Annotated in this window: 19 protein-coding genes; 3 read left to right on the plus strand and 16 right to left on the minus strand. The window is 41.1% G+C overall.

Translation table 11 applies throughout. The annotated features are described in order from the left end of the window. Positions 1 to 22 precede the first annotated feature (22 nt). From FW757_RS07820 to FW757_RS07830, 3 genes are all read right to left on the minus strand, one after another. The gene (locus FW757_RS07820; protein WP_404699001.1) at positions 23 to 1,375 is read right to left on the minus strand and encodes an outer membrane protein assembly factor BamB family protein; all 1,353 of its coding nucleotides are present in this window, start codon (positions 1,373 to 1,375) and stop codon (positions 23 to 25) included. 148 nt (positions 1,376 to 1,523) lie between these two features. Further along, entirely contained in the window at positions 1,524 to 1,793 is a 270-nt protein-coding gene (locus FW757_RS07825) for a hypothetical protein (protein ID WP_145235301.1), read from the minus strand. 207 nt (positions 1,794 to 2,000) lie between these two features. Next, positions 2,001 to 4,898: a PKD domain-containing protein gene (locus FW757_RS07830; protein WP_446441071.1), complete on the minus strand. Its 2,898-nt coding sequence runs from the start codon at positions 4,896 to 4,898 to the stop codon at positions 2,001 to 2,003. A gap of 229 nt (positions 4,899 to 5,127) precedes the next feature. On the opposite strand from FW757_RS07830, the gene purU reads away from it, so the two are divergent. Continuing rightward, positions 5,128 to 5,958 (plus strand): formyltetrahydrofolate deformylase, encoded by an 831-nt coding sequence (gene purU / locus FW757_RS07835; protein ID WP_182717186.1) that lies wholly within the window; start codon positions 5,128 to 5,130, stop codon positions 5,956 to 5,958. A gap of 76 nt (positions 5,959 to 6,034) precedes the next feature. On the opposite strand, the gene FW757_RS07840 is transcribed toward purU, so the two are convergent. Together FW757_RS07840 and acs are read right to left on the minus strand one after the other, a co-directional pair. Further along, a complete protein-coding gene (locus FW757_RS07840) occupies positions 6,035 to 6,688 on the minus strand; it encodes a response regulator transcription factor (RefSeq protein ID WP_145235295.1) in 654 nt (217 codons plus the stop codon). A gap of 97 nt (positions 6,689 to 6,785) precedes the next feature. Then, on the minus strand, positions 6,786 to 8,726 hold the full coding sequence (gene acs / locus FW757_RS07845; protein ID WP_446441072.1) for an acetate--CoA ligase: 1,941 nt from the start codon (positions 8,724 to 8,726) through the stop codon (positions 6,786 to 6,788). A 307-nt stretch (positions 8,727 to 9,033) separates the two neighbouring features. Between acs and FW757_RS07850 the strand changes: the two genes are divergently transcribed. Further along, positions 9,034 to 10,197, plus strand: coding sequence for a DcaP family trimeric outer membrane transporter (locus FW757_RS07850; RefSeq protein WP_182739730.1), 1,164 nt, complete (start codon positions 9,034 to 9,036; stop codon positions 10,195 to 10,197). Positions 10,198 to 10,395: 198 nt separating this feature from the next. Here FW757_RS07850 and recA read toward each other — a convergent pair whose 3' ends face one another. Both recA and FW757_RS07860 read right to left on the minus strand, forming a co-directional pair. Then, the gene (recA, locus tag FW757_RS07855; protein ID WP_145235287.1) at positions 10,396 to 11,442 is read right to left on the minus strand and encodes a recombinase RecA; all 1,047 of its coding nucleotides are present in this window, start codon (positions 11,440 to 11,442) and stop codon (positions 10,396 to 10,398) included. Positions 11,443 to 11,510: 68 nt separating this feature from the next. After that, the gene (locus FW757_RS07860; protein ID WP_145235284.1) at positions 11,511 to 11,999 is read right to left on the minus strand and encodes a CinA family protein; all 489 of its coding nucleotides are present in this window, start codon (positions 11,997 to 11,999) and stop codon (positions 11,511 to 11,513) included. 21 nt (positions 12,000 to 12,020) lie between these two features. Here FW757_RS07860 and mutS point away from each other — a divergent pair, with 21 nt between their 5' ends. Further along, on the plus strand, positions 12,021 to 14,591 hold the full coding sequence (gene mutS, locus FW757_RS07865) for a DNA mismatch repair protein MutS (RefSeq protein WP_182797567.1): 2,571 nt from the start codon (positions 12,021 to 12,023) through the stop codon (positions 14,589 to 14,591). A gap of 100 nt (positions 14,592 to 14,691) precedes the next feature. Here mutS and rpoS read toward each other — a convergent pair whose 3' ends face one another. Genes rpoS through ftsB form a run of 9 tightly spaced genes read right to left on the minus strand, consistent with a single transcriptional unit; the run spans position 14,692 to position 21,080 of the window. Further along, complete coding sequence (rpoS, locus tag FW757_RS07870; protein ID WP_145235280.1) at positions 14,692 to 15,687, minus strand: RNA polymerase sigma factor RpoS; 996 nt, start codon at positions 15,685 to 15,687, stop codon at positions 14,692 to 14,694. A 60-nt stretch (positions 15,688 to 15,747) separates the two neighbouring features. Beyond that, positions 15,748 to 16,572 (minus strand): peptidoglycan DD-metalloendopeptidase family protein, encoded by an 825-nt coding sequence (locus FW757_RS07875; protein WP_337118320.1) that lies wholly within the window; start codon positions 16,570 to 16,572, stop codon positions 15,748 to 15,750. Between the two features lie 40 nt (positions 16,573 to 16,612). After that, the gene (locus FW757_RS07880; RefSeq protein ID WP_145235276.1) at positions 16,613 to 17,191 is read right to left on the minus strand and encodes a YqaA family protein; all 579 of its coding nucleotides are present in this window, start codon (positions 17,189 to 17,191) and stop codon (positions 16,613 to 16,615) included. Positions 17,192 to 17,200: 9 nt separating this feature from the next. Then, the gene (locus FW757_RS07885; RefSeq protein ID WP_446441073.1) at positions 17,201 to 17,839 is read right to left on the minus strand and encodes a protein-L-isoaspartate(D-aspartate) O-methyltransferase; all 639 of its coding nucleotides are present in this window, start codon (positions 17,837 to 17,839) and stop codon (positions 17,201 to 17,203) included. Next, positions 17,829 to 18,593, minus strand: coding sequence for a 5'/3'-nucleotidase SurE (gene surE, locus FW757_RS07890; RefSeq protein WP_145235272.1), 765 nt, complete (start codon positions 18,591 to 18,593; stop codon positions 17,829 to 17,831). Before surE ends, FW757_RS07885 begins: the two co-directional genes overlap by 11 nt. Then, the gene (gene truD, locus FW757_RS07895; RefSeq protein WP_182731531.1) at positions 18,574 to 19,623 is read right to left on the minus strand and encodes a tRNA pseudouridine(13) synthase TruD; all 1,050 of its coding nucleotides are present in this window, start codon (positions 19,621 to 19,623) and stop codon (positions 18,574 to 18,576) included. Before truD ends, surE begins: the two co-directional genes overlap by 20 nt. Further along, the gene (gene ispF, locus FW757_RS07900) at positions 19,620 to 20,102 is read right to left on the minus strand and encodes a 2-C-methyl-D-erythritol 2,4-cyclodiphosphate synthase (protein ID WP_182731532.1); all 483 of its coding nucleotides are present in this window, start codon (positions 20,100 to 20,102) and stop codon (positions 19,620 to 19,622) included. Before ispF ends, truD begins: the two co-directional genes overlap by 4 nt. Beyond that, positions 20,099 to 20,800 carry a 2-C-methyl-D-erythritol 4-phosphate cytidylyltransferase gene (gene ispD, locus FW757_RS07905; RefSeq protein WP_182761388.1) on the minus strand — a complete coding sequence of 234 codons (702 nt, stop codon included), beginning with the start codon at positions 20,798 to 20,800 and terminating at the stop codon, positions 20,099 to 20,101. Before ispD ends, ispF begins: the two co-directional genes overlap by 4 nt. Next, entirely contained in the window at positions 20,790 to 21,080 is a 291-nt protein-coding gene (ftsB, locus tag FW757_RS07910; RefSeq protein ID WP_145235264.1) for a cell division protein FtsB, read from the minus strand. Before ftsB ends, ispD begins: the two co-directional genes overlap by 11 nt. Positions 21,081 to 21,086: the final 6 nt, after the last annotated feature.

Raw genomic sequence — 21,086 nt, forward strand, 5'->3', positions numbered from 1 at the left:
GTGCGACTGCTTTACTTTAACTTTACTTAACCACGCCACTATTTTGATTATCCCGGTGAATTTTAGACCAAGTATTAGGCATTAAACCTGTGCTGCCGGTTTGAATAGCCACAAGCTTACCTGTTGCACTAGCGGCCGATACATTACTTTCAGATAAAGTACCTATGTATAAAACCCCCTGACTATCGATAGCTGGAGAAGACCAAGTTACATTTGCTTTTAAATCATATTGCCATGCAAGCGTGCCATCTGGTTTATATGTATAAAGTAAATTACTTTCTGAAGAAAAGTACACATTACCATTATCGCCAATGGTAGGAGACACATAAACATCACCGGTAATTGCCACTTGCCATTTTATACTTTTATCATTGATATCGAGTGCGTAAAACTCACTATCATCATTATTTTTTGTACCAAAATAAATCGTACTACGCGACTCATCTATCGCTACCGATGAGCGAATGTATGGCGCCTCGAACACCTGCGGGTTTGGTAACTCAAACTGCCAACGAAGATCCAAATTATCATCAAAGCTGTATAAAACTCCGGCTTCAGACCCAAAGTAAATATTATTGTTAGAATCAATAGCTGGAGTAGAGTAAACCAAGTCACCTTCAAAGGTGTCTATATCTTTGAATTCGCCAACTAACTCATAACTATTTAAATCAAGCTTAAGTACGCGCCCTTCATCATAAAATACCAATTCTCCATTGTGATTTACCGCTCCATTTACAAATCGGTCTTGTCGCTCTGCACAGTTACATAAACGCTCAAACAAGCTCTCACCCGTTTGCGCATTAAAAGCGCGGATATCTAAACCGGTATATATAACTTGGCCTTCAAAAGCCGCAACCTTGGTTAAACCAGAACCTGTTTGAAAGCCATAATCAGATACGCGTTGACGCCACATTTGCTCGCCGCTACTATTTAGAGCTACTAAATCGCGATATGCTTTTTCAAACTCACCTACTCGCTTATCAACAGTGAAATAAATATTTTCATTATGTACAACAGGGCTTGAACGCACTTCTTCACCATTAGGCAAAGTGTAACGCCACTTTTCACTGCCATTGCGGTTATAAGCTACCATCAAATCACTGCCTGCGGGGTCATTGCGTACATTCTTAGCTGTGCCTATATAAATTGTTTGCTCATCAGCACTAAGTGCCGGTGACGAGTAATAAGCAAAGCTTGTTGTTGGTAATAATTTTTCCCACACTAAGCGCGACGCTTCTACTTTATCTGGCTGTTTATCTGCATCAGATTTTGTAGTTTGTGAGTCATCGCTACCACCTCCACAAGCAGATAGAAGAAGACTGAACGTGAATAAAATTGATGTTTTAACTTTAGGTGATTCAAACTGTAACTTCATGTAATTCCTTAGATAGTTATTATTTATAGCTAAATAAATTTTACGAAGAAATCACAACAATGACAGACACGAATAGAAGTTAAATTTTTCTCATAAATTTAAAATATTTTTATCTGTCTTAATGGCGTTACTAAATCGTTGAGACGAATTACTTATTCTTAGCGTCTGGTATTGCCTCTACAGGCACGCAACTATTAGGGTCTAGCTCAAAGCCCTCGTGCAATGCATTTTGCATTTTAGCTAAAAACGCTTTACTTAAAGGCTCACGTGCCGTGATTGAATGATATTCAACCTCTCCTTTATGTGTACATTTATAAGGATATACATACTGATTTTCATCAATCTCTGCAGATGGGTCACTCATCGCGCACCCTGGTAAAACACCAACCATCAAACAACAAAAAATTAAACGAGCCACAATCACCTCCATACAACACCATAACAGCGGGTTTACCCCCGTTCTTTTAAGGGTTTACCCCGCGTCGGCCTTATAACCTAACATTTACACATTTTACGTGATATAAAATCTCTGCGACGGTAATTTTGCAGGCCACTAAAACGAATAAAAGCGCGATAAAAATTATCGCGCTTTATTTTTGTTAAAACTAAAAGATTGTAAGTGGAGTTAACGCTGTGCGCTTTCTCTTAATGCATTTGTGTTGTTAACAAAATCTTTTGCTTTTTGCTGATCAAATAAGAAATAGTTAAAATCTTTACTGCTATTTCCTACATCATTAGTAATAATAATATTAAACTCATCAGTCACTAACGATAAGTACATTGTATTTTGATCATCAGGGAAGCTAATCATGCCTGTGTCATCAACACTGTAATCAAGCTCTGTATTAATGGTTGTGAAACTTTCATCACTATAAATTGTGATTTTATCTTCATCAAACTTCAAATAACTAACCACCCACTGATCATCTCGATCTCGGTCGACCATATATATATCGCGCCCGATTAAATGTTCGACGTTACTTACTGGTTTATTGTCGGCAACAATACTCATGTATTCTTTGGCATCGTTTTCGCTAGTAAAATGCGGCCAAATATGCTCTTTAAAAGTAGCAATTACCACATTACTCGAGCCAATTAATAAACTATAATTAGCCCCATACATTAATGATGAACCATCGCGTAATATTAATTGATTATCAGAAAATATCTGGTAAGTCCCTGTTGATAGGTTGTTATCTTGATAATATTGAAATGAGTTATTGTCATCAAATTGAAAATAACCAAGCTCGCCTTCCACTTTATAATCATGATCTGTAAAATACAAACGCTTACCCAAGTAGTTATTAGGGCTAATTAGGCCAGTCAAAGAAACAGGGGGCTGATAGCCTATCTGTTGTAAAATTTCATCAGGTAGTGGCGACGAAATAGGCCGCTCAGTTGCTCGATTAAACTTGCGATTATCGAACGTTTTCTCTCTTGGTTCCTCACCTTGGCTATAGGTAAATTGATGCATGTTATTTACATAAATAGTATCTTCGATCTGTTCAATTAGCTTCCATTGCCGAGTATTCCACAACCAGCAATTAGGATCTTGCTCAACGTAGTAACAATCATCTCGTCCATTTAGGTTTCGCGTTATTGTAAGAATGTCATCATCAAGATGCCAGTTACCAGCATAAATTCGACTTTCAGCAACTGATAATTGCCCATCCTCATTGCTGTCGTACACACTCATCGAAATAGCTTTGCCATCAGGCCAAAGCTCAAACCAAAACTCATCTAAACTCTTACCATCAAAGTTGTAGCTATATATTCCAGGGATTGTTGCAATATTGAATGTCTCTGATTCGTCGATAATGCTGCCAGTACCTACACTCGCATTTTTAATTCCGTCAAATTCACTAAATGCAGCAAACGTTGCAATATCACCATCACTTGTTAATTGCCTAAATAGTATTGTTTCATTATCGTAATCACTCAGTGTGATATGTAATGACTGTTTGTTATTATCTTCTATCATTCGCCAAGTAATAGGCGTATTTCCAAGCTCTGAAACAGCACCTGTTCCATCGTCATTTAACATTAACGTAATCGCACCAAGAGATACTTGATCAACGAAAATATGCGGTGCAGGCAATGCAATAGGGTTTTGAGTTTGCGCGAAGGTAAAATCAACTTGCTCATTTTGAGTGAATACTTTAAGGATAGACTCGTTAGTGAGTTGATAATTTTCTAACTCACCATCTGGGTACTCTACATTTTTATACTCAGTTTCTTTGACTAAAAAACCATTTTCAGTTGCCGCAATTAACTTTAGCTCTGCTTTATAAGTAGTAACCTCTTGGCGAACCCGCTTTGTTTCACCATCAATTTCAATATCAGCAGTAGTCTGATAAGCATAAAAACCTTCAGGATTATTTAAGGTATACACATCGTTTTGATATATCCAGTCGAAGCGACCATCATAATTTTGAAGAAGGTAACGACCAGTGCCGTCGTTATCTAATTCAATAACTTGATTAATAGATAAATTGCCACGATTATAGTAAAAAGTTTTAATGTTATTAGTCTTTGTAGACTGAACAACCTTCTCATCAGCTAGCATTTCTTCTTGGGCCTGGCTAAACTCGGGCGTTTGCTCCACTTTTTTAATATACTGAGTCATTTTTTCATTATCTAAAGCCAGCTCTAAAACATTATTTACTCCCTCGGGTAAAGCAAATAATTCATTGCTCGTTGATTTGTCCAAAATAACTTTTATAGTCGTAGCAACCTTAACGAGCTCATCAGCACTAATCTCATTCGACAAGCGTTTCAAGTCTTGCTCGCTTTTAATGTCTACGAATAAATTTTCTCGCGCCAAAAGCGCCGACTTTGCTGTGGTTAGATTAGTAATATTTACCGAAAAGTCTTCGTCATTAGTAAGTACAGCGTCATCGCCCGCTTTCGTTTTTAAGCTTGCAAAGCTCATTAGTCGTGACTGCAACAAAGCGGCTTGTTGTTGCTCTTTACCCTGTGCTTCAATTGTCACCAATTGACTCATATCAGCATCATCGTCAAGTGCTAACTCTAAGCTATAATAACCATCGCTATTTGTCGTTGTCGTGAACTCTTGCGATCCTATTTTGGCTTTTATAGCCGCGTCAATTAAGGGGGAATCTGTTGCTATGCCTTCCAGTGATAATTTAACCAGCTGCTGTTGAATATCAACTACAACATTTTTTTCACTCGTTAAACCTTCACTGTCTGTAACAGTTAAATTTAAAGATATTTTTTTATCTTCGCTAACACTTGGCGCAATAAAGCTAACAGTCCCTGTATTGGTGTTCTCTAATGCAACTGACAACCCTGCATTTTGGCTCCAAAGATAAGTAACGGGGCCTTCATCTTGCACTGTGGCACTGATTGAAATAGCTTGTTTTTCAACTACTGCTGTATCGCTTACGCTAATAACTGGTGCGGTATTTATAGGCTCATCAGGGTGATCAACAAAATCAGATTCACAGCCAGACAATAAAGCCAGCGAAATAGATGCCGCAAGCATTGATTTAATTAGATTCATAAAATTATCCCTTTCGTTGTTATATTTTGTCTACCTGACGATAATAAGATAATGAACAATAAATAACCCATAACGAAATCTGTATAATAATTTCTCACAAAATTAAAATATTTTTTTATTTTCCACTTATAGCAATTTAGGTAATACTGAATTTCTCAATAAAGCCCTTGCTATTGTGACAAATTAACAAATAATGGAGCCACTGTTCACGGGATTAGAATGAGGAAAAATGAACACGATACTAACCACGCAATGTGCCGATGATGTCGGCTTAATAGCGAAAATCACCGGGCTTTGTCATCAGCATAATTTAAATATTACCCGCAATAATGAATTTGTAGATAAAGATGCTCAGCGCTTTTTTATGCGCACTGAACTAACGGGCCAACCACATCCAGATTTTTTAAATCAATTACAAGCTTTGTTACCCGATGGCGCGCAATTAGCACTGCACACTGACGAGAAAACTAAAGTGGTGTTACTAGCGACTAAAGAAGCCCACTGCTTAGGGGGCGTATTGCTAAAGCAATTTGAGCAAGCACTGAATATTGAAGTATTGGCTGTGATTGCTAATTACCCTGACTTAGCGCCATTGGCGAAGGGCTTTGATGTGCCGTTTCATGTGGTCAGCCATGAAGGGTTATCACGCGCTGAACACGACCTGCAAGTGGGTGACTTAATTGCCAGCTACAATCCCGATATCATTGGCCTTGCCAAATATATGCGGATTTTAAGCCCTGAATTTGTAGGCCGTTTTGACGGTAAAATTATCAATATTCATCATTCATTTTTACCTGCTTTTATCGGTGCAAAACCGTATCATCAGGCATTTGAACGGGGTGTGAAGATCATTGGTGCGACGGCGCATTTTGTTAATAATGAGCTTGATGAAGGGCCGATTATTATACAAGACGTCACCCATGTAAACCATGCAAACACCGCTGAAATGATGGCTAAAATGGGCAAAGATGTAGAGAAAACAGTGTTTTGTAAAGCACTGCAATTAGCATCAGAACATAAGCTATTTATTAATGGTAATCGAACCGTCGTATTTAGCTAGGTTCTAGAAATAGAGTAGAATGAAGAGGCTCAACGCCTCTTTATTTTTTTTATTATTGACTACTTTTATACTGTACTTAATGTGTTTGCTCGATAGGTTCGAGTTGTAATTTTGCAGCTATCAACACCGCTTGCGTGCGGTTATACACTCCAAGCTTACGGAATATCGCGGTGATGTGCGCTTTGATCGTTGCTTCTGAAATATGTAGTTCATAAGCGATCTGTTTATTCAACAAACCTTCGTGTAAGTACTGCAGCACTTTATATTGCTGTGGGGTAAGGGAGGCTACTTGAGCGGCGATTTCTTTATCTTCATTGGTAACGCTCGCTACTTTGTCTTTAAGCTCAGGTGGTAGCCATACATCGCCATCGAGTATTTGATTAATTGCTCCGGCAATATCATCTGATGATGATGACTTAGGAATGAATCCCATCGCCCCGTAGCTCATAACTTTTGAAACAATATTGATATCTTCACTGCCAGAGACAACAGCAATTGGCAAGCTTGGATAATCTTCACGAATGCGAATTAGGCCATATAAATCGCCACTGCCGGGCATATGTAGGTCTAGTAATAAGATGTCTAAATCTTCTTGTTCGCTCAGCACTTGCAATGTAGTTTCAAAATTTTCAGATTCAAAAACCTCTAAACCATCAAACTTTGCCGTTAATGCCCCTTTTAGTGCTTCGCGAAATAACGGGTGGTCATCCGCTATTAAAAACTGACTCATGGTTCACTCCTAATGAATTCGGCTGCCATCTATCAAATAGCTGACAGCCGATATACTACGTTTAGAATCAACTTCTAATCAAGTTTTTAACGCATATTTAACGATTTAATCGGTTCTCGATTAATTCATCAACCACACCAGGGTCTGCAAGTGTTGAGGTATCACCTAATTGCTCGTGCTCATTTGCAGCGATCTTACGTAAAATACGGCGCATGATCTTACCAGAGCGCGTTTTCGGTAAGCCTGGTGACCATTGGATCATATCTGGCGATGCAATTGGGCTAAGCTCTTTACGAACCCAGTTACGAACTTCTTTGGTTAATTCGTCACTGACCGTTATACCTTCGTTTGGCGTTAGGTAAACATAAATACCTTGGCCTTTAATATCGTGCGGGTAACCTACTACAGCAGCTTCGGCAACCGCAGGGTGAGCAACCAGTGCACTTTCAATCTCGGCAGTACCTAAGCGATGTCCTGATACGTTTAATACATCATCAACACGGCCGGTGATCCAGTAGTAACCATCTTCATCACGGCGACAACCGTCTCCAGTAAAGTACACACCCGGATAAGCTGAGAAGTAAGTTTGTTCAAAACGTTCATGATCGCCGTAAACTGTACGAGCTTGTGATGGCCAGCTATCAAGAATAACTAAGTTACCATCAACTGCGCCTTCCAGAGCATTACCTTCAGCATCAAATAATGCTGGCGCAATACCAAAGAATGGACGGGTTGCAGAACCAGGTTTCATATCAATTGCACCTGGTAAAGGTGTGATCATGATGCCACCAGTTTCAGTTTGCCACCAAGTATCAACAATTGGGCAGTTACCTTTACCCATGTTTTCGTAATACCAAGTCCATGCTTCTGGGTTGATTGGCTCCCCCACCGAGCCCAAAATACGTAGGCTATCGCGGTTTGAAGTCGCTGTTGGTTCATCGCCTTTGGCCATCAGTGCACGAATTGCCGTTGGCGCTGTGTATAAAATTGTAACGTTATGCTTATCGACTACTTCACCCATACGTCCTGCGGTTGGGTAAGTGGGTACACCTTCAAATAAGACTTGCGTACAGCCATTAACTAATGGGCCGTAAGCAATGTAACTGTGACCTGTGATCCAGCCCACATCGGCGCTACACCAAAAGATATCATCTTCTTTTAGATCAAACACATATTCGTGAGTCATCGATGCATATACTAAATAACCACCAGTCGTATGAACCACCCCTTTAGGCTGACCTGTTGAACCTGAAGTGTAAAGAATAAAGAGTGGATCTTCTGCATTCATCGGCTCTGGTGCACACTCTGCGGCTTGATCAGCAACTAAATCATGCCACCATACATCATGTTCATGCCATTGTACCTCGCCACCCGTTAACTGATGTACAACAACGTGTTCGATGGTAGTGACCGACTGTTGTGCAACGGCTTCATCAACATTTGCTTTCAGCGGCACTGTATTGCCTGCACGACGCCCTTCATCAGAAGTAATAACAATTTTAGCACCAGAATCTTTAATACGATCAGCAATTGCTGATGGTGAGAAACCACCAAAGACTACCGAGTGAATTGCACCTAAACGCGCACATGCTTGCATTGCATAAACAGCTTGCGGTGACATAGGCATGTAAATAGCAATACGATCGCCTTTTTTAACACCGAGTTTTTTCAAACCATTGGCAAATTTTGCCACTTCGTCATGCAGCTGTTGATAAGAAATATGTTCACTTTGCGATGGATCGTCGCCTTCCCAGATCAATGCCGTTTTATCTGCTTTAGTTGCCAGATGGCGGTCAATACAGTTATACGAAGCATTAAGCTCACCATCTTCATACCATTTAATACTGATATGGCCTTTATCAAACGAGGTGTTTTTTACTTTAGTAAAAGGTGTTGACCAATCGAGACGTTTACCGTGCTCTGCCCAAAAACCTTCTGGATCATCAATAGATTGCTTGTAAAGTGTATTATATTTATCGTTATCAACTAAGGCTGCATTCTTGATATGTGCAGGAACTGGATAGATACTTTGTGACATAGTCGTCTCCATTTTAATTACTTGCCTAAGGCCTATCTTAAGGATCACCCAGCATAGCGGGCGAAAGTATTAGACCTTAGTTGTATTATCTTTGATTTATTTCACTGTACGCTCAAATTGTTTTAAAATTTCATCATTTTACGCTATCAATACAAAATGTTAATGATATGTTTATACTGAGATGGCAAGCTTGCCACCTTAGTCTAATAGACCAATAGGTAATTGAGTAAAAAGCATACTTAATCAAAAGTGGTATCACAACACAAGTATAATAATGCAACAAGCAGCCCCGAATAGGACTTTGACTATGACAACAAAATCAACAGTATTAAAAACACTTACTGCCACAGCCGTATTGTGCGCGCTTTCAGCTACAGCACAAGCCGCAACCATCGGTGGCACTGATGTGACTTATGGCGGTTATATAAAACTCGATGCAATGTGGAGTGATTATTCAGCTGGTGCGCCTGCAGGTACAAATGTAGGGCGTGACTTTTATGTACCAAGTACATTAACAGTCGGTGCCGACAACAACTCTGATGCTGTATTTGATATGCACGCACGTCAGTCTCGTTTTAATTTTGGTACATCAACACTCTTAGACAACGGCAAAACCATAAGTAGTAAAATCGAAATAGACTTTTTAGCGTCTGCTGCTGGCGGTAATGAACGCGTATCTAACTCATACGCGCCACGTATTCGCCACGCATTTATTGCTTACGACGGCTGGTTGTTTGGTCAAACATGGTCAAACTTCCAAAATGTTGGCGCACTGCCTGAAACTCTTGATTTTGTAGGTCCAGCTGAAGGCACGGTATTTGTTCGCCAAGCACAAGTTAAATACACAACTGGCGCATGGTCTTTCTCGTTAGAAAACCCTGAAAGTACAATTACAACTTCAAATGGTATGGCTGTAACCGATGATGCATCGTTACCGGATTTCACAGCACGTTACACACATACTGCTGATTGGGGTAACTTAGTGGTTGCAGCGCTTGCTCGTCAACTTACTTATAAAGTGGGCGGCCTTGACGCTGATGAAACATCAATTGGTATTAGTGCATCAGGTATGTTTAAAGTTGGCCAAGACAACGTTAAATTTATGCTTACCCAAGGTAAAGGCTTAGGTCGTTACGTTGGCTTAAATGTTGCGCATGGTGCAGTGCTTAATGGTGATGAGCTAGATGCAATTGACTCTACATCAGGGTTTATCGCTTACCAGCACAATTGGAATAACCAATGGCGCTCAACATTCCTTTACTCGTTCTTCTCAGCAGACAATAACACTGATTTGCTTACGATTACCGGTGACCCAACTGAATCTAGCCAAAGCTATAGCGCTAATATTTTATACTCACCAGTTAAACGTTTAACGTTTGGTGCTGAGTTAAAGCATGCAGAACGTGAAACAGAAAGTGGCGTTGATGGTGATTTAGATCGCCTGCAGTTCTCAGTTAAATACGCGTTCTAAGCTAAAACTAAAATTATATTACTTCCTTAAGCGGCTTTGGCCGCTTTTTTATGCCTGTGATATACCTTATCAAAGTTCAATTATCTACACCCAATTGGCTTAAGGTATTGGCTGTTACAAATACAAAAAAGCCGCTAAATATTATTTAGCGGCTTTTTTAATGTTAAGTGCGGGTCAAATCGCGCTTATTAAATACTTTTAAAGCTCAGCATCATCTGCTAACACTGTATCTTCAACATCGTCAGGCTTTATTGTTGCTTTTAATAGCAACATATCACGTAACTTACCTTCAATCTCATTAGAGATCTCAGGGTTCTCTTTCAAGAACTTAATTGAGTTTGATTTACCTTGACCAACTTTACTACCATTGTAGCTATACCAAGCACCTGCTTTTTCAACTAGCTTATGCTTAACACCTAAGTCAATTAACTCGCCATGCTTAGAGATGCCTTCACCATACATGATGATAAATTCAGCTTGCTTAAACGGAGGAGCAACTTTGTTTTTCACCACTTTAACGCGGGTTTCGTTACCCACCACTTCGTCGCCCTCTTTAACAGAACCGATACGACGAATATCTAAACGTACTGACGCGTAGAATTTAAGTGCGTTACCACCAGTAGTGGTTTCTGGGTTACCAAACATAACACCAATTTTCATACGGATTTGGTTAATGAAAATACATAAAGTGTTTGAACGTTTGATATTACCAGTTAGCTTACGTAATGCTTGTGACATTAAACGTGCTTGTAGGCCCATGTGTGAATCACCCATGTCGCCTTCAATTTCAGCTTTCGGTGTTAATGCCGCAACCGAATCGACAACAACCACATCAACAGCGCTTGAGCGTACTAACATGTCACAAATTTCAAGTGCTTGTTCACCTGTATCAGGTTGTGAAACTAATAACTCATCAATATTTACACCCAATTTTTGGGCATAAATTGGATCAAGTGCATGCTCAGCATCAACGAAAGCACAGGTTTTACCTTCTTTTTGTGCTTCAGCAATAACTTGTAATGTTAGCGTTGTTTTACCTGATGATTCAGGGCCATATATCTCAACAATACGCCCCATAGGTAAACCACCTATGCCTAATGCGATATCAATGCCCAGAGAGCCTGTTGATATAGCATCAATATCTAACGCTTTATTGTCACCCAATTTCATTATTGAGCCTTTACCAAATTGACGTTCAATTTGAGATAAAGCAGCGTCCAACGCTTTTTGTTTGTTATCGTTCATTTTACTCTCCAAATCCGGCTAATGCAGACAAGTATACTGTATGAAATCACAGTATCAAGCTAATTTTATTAATTTATCTTTTCTATAATGGTTTTTAATGAGTAAACAATAGCTTGCAACCTAACTTGCGCTCTATCGCCTGCGAATATCTGTTGGCTCGGATACTGTTTCTCGCCAATTTGAATACAAAACCATACTAAACCTACTGGTTTTTCTGTACTGCCACCACCTGGACCTGCAATACCCGATACTGCAACCGAAATATCTGCCCCTGCGGCCTTACACGCACCCGCGGCCATTTGCAAAACAGTTTGCTCACTCACTGCGCCGTATAAAGTTAAGGTTTGCTCTGTAACCCCTAGTAAATCCTGCTTAGCTTGATTACTGTATGTTACAAATGCACGGTCAATATAAGCCGAGCTGCCAGGGGTATCTGTTAACGCATAACTCACTCCACCACCAGTACATGATTCAGCACTAGTGATCCATAAGCGTTTATCCGTTAAAATAGCGCCTAACTGCGCAGCAAGTGTTTTAATCTCTTGATGTAATTCCATATTCAGCCTTTGGGTAAATACATGTCGTTCGATCTTTATGCACCGCACAATATAAGTCAACAAACTCCGATGATGCAGCAGTATCTAAAAATAAAATCTGAGCATCGTGATATTTTACTGTTTTATCGCATGGGCGATTTTTACGAGCTATTTTTTGATGATGCAAAACGTGCAGCACAACTGCTTGATATTTCACAAACTCACCGTGGTAAAGCCGGCGGCGATCCTATTCCTATGGCAGGCGTCCCTTATCATGCGGTAGAGAACTATTTAGCTCGTTTGGTACAAATGGGTGAATCCGTCGCTATTTGTGAGCAAATAGGCGACCCTGCAACCAGCAAAGGACCTGTTGAGCGCAAAGTTGTACGCATTGTTACCCCTGGCACCATTTCTGATGAAGCACTATTACAAGAGCGCCAAGATAATTTACTGACCAGCGTTTGGCAAAGTAAAAAAGGCGTGTATGGCATTGCTTACTTAGATATTAACTCAGGCCGTTTTAATATTGTTGAAGTAAATACTGAAGAAGCATTTAGTTCAACTTTACAACGCTTAGCACCAGCAGAGTTACTCTATAGCGAAGACTTTGCCAACTTTCATTTGATTGAGCATATCAAAGGTATTCGCCGTCGTCCTGAATGGGAGTTTGACTTAGACACTGCACAACATTTGTTATGCGAGCAGTTTGGCACCAAAGATTTAGTCGGTTTTGGGGTTAATAAAGCAACTGCTGCATTAGTTGCCGCCGGTTGCCTTATGCAATATGTGAAAGACACGCAACGTATTGCTCTACCCCATATTCGCGCCATCACATTAGAACATAACGAACATGCAGTAATCTTAGATGCTGCCACCCGTAAAAATTTAGAGTTGACCGTTAACCTCTCTGGTGGCTTTGAAAACACCTTAGCACAAGTACTTGATAAAACAGCAACAGCGATGGGCTCACGGCTATTAAAGCGTCGTATTCATACACCAATACGTTCTAAACCTGAGCTTAACGCTCGCCTTAATGCGATTAGTGCCATTATCGGTGTACAGCTGTGTGGTGAGCTACATGAGTCATTAAAACAAATAGGTGATATTGAGCGTGTTATTGCTCGTTTAGCATTGTGGACCGCTCGTCCGCGCGATTTAACCCGTCTGCGTAGCGCACTACAAGCCCTAGCTCCACTGCACCAGCTATTAACCGATGCCAGCGATCCTCGCATTAGTCAGATCATCGCGCAATCTCCTGAATTACCTGATTTACAGCAATTACTTGAGCAAGCAGTGATTGAAAACCCACCGGTACTTATTCGTGATGGTGGCGTAATTGCACCGGGTTACAACCGTGAACTCGATGAATGGCGTTCACTCAGCCAAGGTGCTACCGACATTCTTGAACAACTCGAACAGCGCGAGCGTGAACGCACCGGTATTAGCACCCTTAAAATCGGTTATAACCGTGTGCATGGCTTTTTTATTGAAGTAAGTCGTGCCAACGCACATTTAGTGCCCGCTGATTATATTCGTCGCCAAACGCTTAAAAATAACGAACGTTATATAATTCCAGAGCTTAAAGAGCATGAAGATAAAGTGTTAGGTAGCCAATCAAAAGCTCTGGCGCTTGAAAAGCAACTTTACGAACAACTGTTTGAATTTATTGCCCCGCACATTGAACAGCTACAAATAATGGCGGCAGCACTGGCAGATTTAGATGTGCTAAATAACCTTGCCGAGCGTGCAATTGCATTGAACTATGCAAAACCGCTACTGTGCGATAACGATGACATTAGTATTAAGCAAGGTCGCCACCCAGTTGTTGAACAAGTAATGAAAGACCCTTTCATTGCCAATCCTGTAGAGCTTAATGCTCAGCGTAAAATGCTGATCATTACGGGACCAAATATGGGCGGTAAATCAACCTATATGCGCCAAACTGCACTGATTGTGTTAATGGCACACATTGGTAGCTTTGTGCCAGCAGACAGCGCTAAGATTGGTAATATCGACCGTATATTTACACGTATTGGCGCCAGTGATGACTTAGCATCAGGTCGCTCAACCTTCATGGTCGAAATGACCGAAACAGCCACCATTTTAAACAATGCAACCGCGCAGTCACTGGTGTTAATGGATGAAATTGGCCGAGGGACGAGTACCTACGATGGTCTATCATTAGCTTATGCAACAGCGGATCATTTAGCATCAAAAATATCCGCTAAAACTTTATTCGCAACCCATTATTTTGAACTTACCGAACTGGCCGAGCAACAAGCGGGACTGGTGAATGTTCACTTAGATGCGATAGAGCACAACGACACAATCGCCTTTATGCATACCGTACTTGATGGTGCCGCAAGTAAAAGTTTTGGCTTGCAAGTAGCGGCCTTAGCTGGGGTGCCAAAAGCAGTTATAAAGCAGGCAAAACAAAAGCTTAAAATGCTGGAGAATCATCAGCCAGTCACTGCTGATATCAATGCAGTACAGCCATCATTGTTTGCAGCTGAACCATCACAGGTAGAAGCACAACTCGCTGAGGTTGACCTAGATAACTTAAGCCCACGCCAAGCTCAAGATTTACTATATAAGCTAAAATCGCTGCTGTAGCATGCTTTAAGCACAAAAAAAGCTGAAGAGTTAGCTCCTCAGCTTTTAATAATTATTTTCTGTGTGTGTTTGTGTTGCTGCGTCTATTGCTGTATCAATATTATGAAAACTGATCAAACAAGCTATCAGTACTTAATCCTTCATGCTGCAAAATATCTTTTAAGCGGCGCAGTGCTTCTACTTGAATTTGTCTTACTCGTTCACGCGTTAAACCGATTTCACGACCCACATCTTCAAGCGTTGATGGCTCATAACCTAACAAACCAAAACGACGTGCAAGCACTTCACGTTGCTTAGGATTAAGCTCACCTAACCAGTCTACAATGTGCTTATTGATATCATTATTTTGTACTTCGCCTTCCGGGCCAAAGCCTTTTTCATCGGCAATAATATCTAACAATGCTTTATCGTTTTCACCACCAATAGGTGTATCTACAGAGGTGATTTTCTCGTTTAAACGCAGCATTTTAGTTACGTCTTCAACTGGTCGGTCTAAACACGCTGCAATTTCTTCGGCAGTGGGCTCATGGTCCAGCTTTTGCGTTAGTTCACGTGCGGTGCGTAAATAAACGTTAAGTTCTTTCACTACATGGATTGGTAAGCGAATTGTGCGGGTTTGATTCATGATGGCGCGTTCAATTGTTTGACGGATCCACCAAGTCGCATAGGTCGAAAATCTAAAACCACGTTCAGGATCAAATTTTTCAACGGCGCGGATCAAACCAAGATTACCTTCTTCAATTAAATCAAGTAACGCAAGGCCACGATTATTATAACGGCGGGCGATTTTAACAACTAAACGTAAATTACTTTCAATCATTCGTTTACGAGAAGCGCTACAGCCTTTTAATGCTTTGCGAGCAAAAAAGACTTCTTCTTCAGCACTTAATAATGGCGAAAAACCAATTTCACCTAAATACAGCTGAGTCGCATCTAAATTCTTAGTGATTTCCTCTTTGGCAAATATTTCATCTTCTTTATCATCATCTTTATCGACGTCATCTAATAATTCAGAGTCTGTATCAGCGACAGCTATATCATCAAATTTATCATCAATCGCATCTTTCGTTTTTTCTATTTTTGCTGTGTTACCCATGAGCGTACCCTCAAGCAAACAAGTGATCTTATATCACTATGATCAATACCCGACCGATAGCTAAGGCAAATACTTCTCAGGATTAACAGCTTGTCCTCGGTAACGGATTTCAAAACGCAATGCCGTCACTTCAGAGTCTGAACTGCCAATCTCGGCTATTTTTTGCCCAGCTTTCACATCCTGTTTTTCTTTAACTAGCAACTTAGAGTTATGTGCATAGGCACTAAGATAATCATCATTATGTTTCAAAATAATTAAATTACCGTATCCTCTAAGTGCATTACCCGCATAAACTACAGTCCCTTGTGCTGCGGCAAAAACAGCGACACCTTTTTTATTAGTAATTTGTAACCCTTTATAACCGCTTTCCTTGGTTGAAAAACGCTGAGTTACTGTTCCTTTAGCTGGCCACGACCACTTAACTTGGGTCGAGGACAAACTGTTATTTTTACTAATTTTCCTATTGGCTTGTTTTTGAACATACTCTCGTTGTTTTGGCTGATCAAGCTCTTTCTTTAATTTTTTGTTATTTTTTTGTATGTCACTTGTAGACTTTTCACTCGGTTTCGTATATTTTTTATGCTTTTTTATTTTTTCAGGTACATTTTTAAAAGAAATTGTTTGCCCCGGTTGGATTATGTAAGGGGCTGGTATGCCATTATTTTTTGCCAACGTGCGGAAATCTTGCTGGGCGCTAAAGGCTATCGAATATAACGTATCACCTTTTTTAACCGTGTAGCGGTCACCATTAATATTTACTTTACTAGTATAAGGTTTAACACTGGTATTTAAACTACTGACCGGAGCAGGGGCATGTCGAGATGAGCAGGCACTGAGCAAAACACTTGTAAATAAAGTAACATAGAAGACGTACTGTTTATTCATGGTGTTTTGCTCCTTGTGCTAAAAGTAGTTATTTAGATGCTTAACGTAATAAAAAGTATGCAACCACCACTAAAATCACTACCCCCCAGCCAAGTACCTCAACATATTGACGTAATTTTTGCTCCATTTTTACTCCGCCCCACTTCATTAGCGCTGAAACTAAAAAGAACCGCGCACCACGCCCGACAGCAGAAGCTAATAAAAAAGGTAAAAACGCCATGTGCAAAAGCCCTGCACCAATAGTAAATACTTTATAGGGTATTGGCGAAAAACCGGCTAAAAACACCACCCATACGCCATAATCTTTAAACCAGCTTAAAGCGGTATTAAACTTTTCTTGCCAACCCATTTGCGCTATTAATGGCTCTACTACAGGTTCAAATAACCAAAATCCGAGCAAATAACCTAAAATACCGCCAAGCACCGAAGCAACTGTAGCAAAAGTAGCATAGCGCCATGCTTTGCTCGGTTGTGCAAGCGACATCGGCGCGAGCATTACATCGGGTGGAATAGGAAAAATAACCGATTCAGCAAAACTCATCCCAGCTAAATAACGCTCTGCGTGGCGATGTTTTGCCCACACTAATGCCATATCGTATAACTTAGTAAACAATTTCAAAGTGACTTCCTATTCAATGTCGCCAGGGACTAAAGGTACAAATCTAACTGGCGCAATAACATGTTGAGTAAATTTTTCGCCTTCGCGCACAACCATAACCAGTTGTTGTTCTTCATTACCGATTGGCGCAATCATCACCCCACCATCACTGAGTTGATCAAGTAATGCCTGCGGGACTTGCGATGCAGCGGCGGTTACAATGATGCCATCAAACGGCGCTTGTGACTGCCAGCCTTGCCAGCCATCGCCATGTTTCATGGAAACGTTGTATAAGTCTAGGTTATGTAAACGGCGTTTAGCCTGCCATTGTAACGCTTTAATTCGTTCTACCGAAAATACTTTTGAAAAGGTTTTCGCCAGCACCGCTGTTTGATAGCCTGAACCCGTGCCTATCTCAAGTACTTTATCGCGCACGCCAGCCAAACGCAGTAACTCGGTCATACGGGCAACAATATATGGCTGTGAAATTGTTTGTCCTTGACCTATTGGCAACGCCGTATTTTGATACGCTTTATGCTTAAGTACATCATCAACAAATACATGACGTGGAATATCAGCAATAGCGCTGAGTACCAATTTATCTTCAACACCTTCACGCTGTAATAGGTCAGCGAGCGCACGGGCACTTCGAGTATAATTAGCCAGCACCGTTGATCTCCATCGTTTTAAGCCACTCACCAACTGCAGCCAAGCTATCTTTCGCTGTCATATCAACACTTAGTGGCGTAACCGATGCATAGCCATTATTGATAGCATAAAAGTCTGTACCTTCTCCGGCATCACTTTCGGCACCTAAAACCCCATACCAATAAATGTCTCGTCCCCATGGATCTTGTTGTTTAGTCATGGTTTCTGCTTTATGACGCGCACCTAAACGCGTTACTTGCACGCCTTTTAGCTCAGATAACGGAATATCTGGCACATTAATGTTGATGATTTGATCTTTTGGCAATGGATGTGACGCCAGCTCTTTAATTATGCTGACAGTCACCGCTGCTGCCGTTTCAAAATGATTGCCTTCTTTTGAGCACAAAGACACCGCCACTGCGGGCAAGCCTAAATGACGTCCTTCGGTTGCTGCTGCAACAGTCCCTGAGTACAAAGTATCGTCACCTAAATTCGCGCCATGATTAATGCCAGCCACAACTAAATCGGGCTTTTCATTAAGTAATTCATTCACGCCCAAATGTACACAATCAGTGGGCGTACCATTGACCGAAATAAACCCGTTATCTAGCGTGGTAGCACGCAGTGGATTAAGTAGCGTCAGTGAGTTACTTGCGCCACTGCAATTGCGATCAGGTGCAACTAACGTTACGTCTGCAATTTGCGTCAATGCCTGATACAACACTGCAATACCTTTTGCATTAACACCATCATCGTTACTTAGAAGAATTTTCATTTTCAGCGTCCTGTTCTTTATGTACTCGTGGGCTTGCATCTGTGTAATCCACCAGCTCACGTAACAATGCCGTGGCAAAGGTGCCTTTGGGTAAACCAAAGCTCAATTTAATGGTAGTTTCATCAATCGTTTCAACGGTTAAATCTTGTGGGATCAAACGCAACATTCTGCGCTCATTTTTCAGCCCTAACTTACCAAGCCCTTCACACCAATCTTGATACGGCTCTAGCCATATTTTTTCTTGTTCGGTGAGGCCTTTTTCGCTAGTGCCGACCAATGGCGCAGACATCATAATATCGCCAGAGGCAAGACGAGCGATATTTTCATCGCTAATGGCATCTTCAAAAAATGCATTGCTACCACTGAGCATAAACACTTCACGGTGCATGGTTTTAGCTAAGCCGTGCTCAGCAACACGCAAATTCACTATTTGATTAAACACATAAGAACGTGCAGCAGAGATAATTAAACCACGTAGTTTTTTGTCACGAATGCGCTCACCGGCAAACATCTTTTTAGCCATCACTAAATTATGACCATCGTGACCAAAGCGTTGTTCGCCAAAATAGTTAGGCACCCCGGCGCGTACCGCGTTGATACGACAAAGAATGTCTAACGGCTGAGTTACATTACGCAGAATAATGCTGAATTTATTACCTTTGTGGCAGCCAGTCCGCAGCTTACGATTATGCCGTTGCTGAGCAATGATAAACAGTGATTCACTGTTTAGCTCAGTAAAATCAATGTCTTTTTTAATGGGTACTGGCACACTAAACCACTGACTACATACTCCGTGGCGATCTTTCATACCAGCGAAGCTGACATCACGTGGCGAAATCCCCGCTTTTTGGGCAAGTAATTTAGCAACGTATTGGGTATTTTCGCCTTTTTTAACGACCTGTAAACAGACGTGTTCACCACTGCCGGTAAATTCGATACCTAAGTCTTCGTCCACCATAAAATCTTCAGCAGTGGTTTTAAAATCAGCTTTAGATAGTGGTGCACCGTATAAATAATTTAACTCGCTCATAGTGATTGCTTGCTCATGATAACCACTGCATGACTTGAAATACCTTCTTTTCGCCCTTCAAAACCGAGCTTTTCAGTGGTTGTTGCTTTGACATTTACCTGGTCCAGTTCAGCATTTAAATCAGCGGCTAAATTCTTACGCATGGCTTGAATATGCGGCAGCATTTTTGGCGCTTGCGCTACTATCGTTACATCCGCATTACCCAGTACATAGCCTTGCTGCTTAGCTAAATCAACAACATGGCGTAATAAAATACGGCTATCTATATTCTCATATTCACTGGCGGTATCAGGAAAGTGCTTGCCAATATCGCCCATTGCTAATGAGCCTAAAATAGCATCGCATAGTGCATGGATCGCAACATCACCATCAGAGTGCGCTAAAAAGCCTTGTGGGTAAGCAATCTTTTCACCACAAATAGTTAACGGGCCTTCGCCACCAAATTTATGGACATCGAAGCCATGGCCTATACGAATCATGATGCATTCTCACTGTGTTGTTTTTGGAGTAAAAAGTTGGCTAAATCTAAATCTTCTGGAGTGGTTATTTTAATATTATCGCTACGCCCAGCCACTAGCTTTACGGGCTTATTCGCCCATTCTATTGCCGATGCTTCGTCGGTGATCGTAACCTGCTGAGCAAGCGCAGTTTGCAATGCCTGCGTTAAATCGTGGTACTTAAATAATTGCGGGGTCAACGCCTGCCATAAGTCATCCCGTGGCACTGTTTGTTGGCTATGAGTTGCACCGCGCTTAATGGTATCTTTCACTTTGCTTGCTAATATACCGCCCTCATCAGCGTTAATACATTCACTAAGTAAGCACTCAATATCAGCCAGCGTAACCAGTGGCCTTGCCGCATCATGCACTAACACCCAATCAGGCGGGTTATCTGCAAGCGCTAATAAGCCATTAAGTACCGAGTCTGCTCGCTCTTTGCCGCCACTTGCACGGACAATGCGCTGATCAATAAACTCCAGCGCAGCAAAATAAGGATCATCATCGCTGACGGCTACTACAATAGTCGTTAACTGTTTGAGTTGCGCTAGTTTAGCAAGTGTATGTTCAAGAATTGTTTTACCAGCCAAGCGAATGTATTGCTTCGGTGCGCTATGTTGCATTCGGCTTCCCACGCCAGCGGCTGGGACTATGGCTGCAAGGGTATAATTAGTTGTCATTTTGTTGCTGCCCAGGTAAAACACGAATAAATGTTTCGCCGGGTTTGATCATCCCTAATTCATTTCGAGCGCGCTCTTCCACACCTTCTTGACCAAGCTTTAAATCTTCAATATCGGCTTTAAGCACTTTATTACGTTTGATCAATTGAGCATTAGTATCGTGATGTGAAGTAACAGCAGCTTTTAAACGACTATAATCTTGTACACCGTTGTGGCCAAACCATAATCGATATTGTACAAATAACGCTAAGCACAGCAGCGTGAATTGAAACAGTCGCATTAAACA

It is taken from the genome of Pseudoalteromonas sp. 1181_04 (assembly GCF_052850545.1).

What these genes read in the sequence shown, in the direction of transcription:
- FW757_RS07820 (WP_404699001.1), bottom strand. Translation starts at nt 1,375, where the DNA reads ATGAAGTTACAGTTTGAATCACCTAAAGTTAAAACATCAATTTTATTC.
- FW757_RS07830 (WP_446441071.1), bottom strand. Translation starts at nt 4,898, where the DNA reads ATGAATCTAATTAAATCAATGCTTGCGGCATCTATTTCGCTGGCTTTA.
- purU (WP_182717186.1), top strand. Translation starts at nt 5,128, where the DNA reads ATGAACACGATACTAACCACGCAATGTGCCGATGATGTCGGCTTAATA.
- FW757_RS07840 (WP_145235295.1), bottom strand. Translation starts at nt 6,688, where the DNA reads ATGAGTCAGTTTTTAATAGCGGATGACCACCCGTTATTTCGCGAAGCA.
- acs (WP_446441072.1), bottom strand. Translation starts at nt 8,726, where the DNA reads ATGTCACAAAGTATCTATCCAGTTCCTGCACATATCAAGAATGCAGCC.
- FW757_RS07850 (WP_182739730.1), top strand. Translation starts at nt 9,034, where the DNA reads ATGACAACAAAATCAACAGTATTAAAAACACTTACTGCCACAGCCGTA.
- recA (WP_145235287.1), bottom strand. Translation starts at nt 11,442, where the DNA reads ATGAACGATAACAAACAAAAAGCGTTGGACGCTGCTTTATCTCAAATT.
- FW757_RS07860 (WP_145235284.1), bottom strand. Translation starts at nt 11,999, where the DNA reads ATGGAATTACATCAAGAGATTAAAACACTTGCTGCGCAGTTAGGCGCT.
- mutS (WP_182797567.1), top strand. Translation starts at nt 12,021, where the DNA reads ATGTCGTTCGATCTTTATGCACCGCACAATATAAGTCAACAAACTCCG.
- rpoS (WP_145235280.1), bottom strand. Translation starts at nt 15,687, where the DNA reads ATGGGTAACACAGCAAAAATAGAAAAAACGAAAGATGCGATTGATGAT.
- FW757_RS07875 (WP_337118320.1), bottom strand. Translation starts at nt 16,572, where the DNA reads ATGAATAAACAGTACGTCTTCTATGTTACTTTATTTACAAGTGTTTTG.
- surE (WP_145235272.1), bottom strand. Translation starts at nt 18,593, where the DNA reads ATGAAAATTCTTCTAAGTAACGATGATGGTGTTAATGCAAAAGGTATT.
- truD (WP_182731531.1), bottom strand. Translation starts at nt 19,623, where the DNA reads ATGAGCGAGTTAAATTATTTATACGGTGCACCACTATCTAAAGCTGAT.
- ispF (WP_182731532.1), bottom strand. Translation starts at nt 20,102, where the DNA reads ATGATTCGTATAGGCCATGGCTTCGATGTCCATAAATTTGGTGGCGAA.
- ispD (WP_182761388.1), bottom strand. Translation starts at nt 20,800, where the DNA reads ATGACAACTAATTATACCCTTGCAGCCATAGTCCCAGCCGCTGGCGTG.
- ftsB (WP_145235264.1), bottom strand. Translation starts at nt 21,080, where the DNA reads ATGCGACTGTTTCAATTCACGCTGCTGTGCTTAGCGTTATTTGTACAA.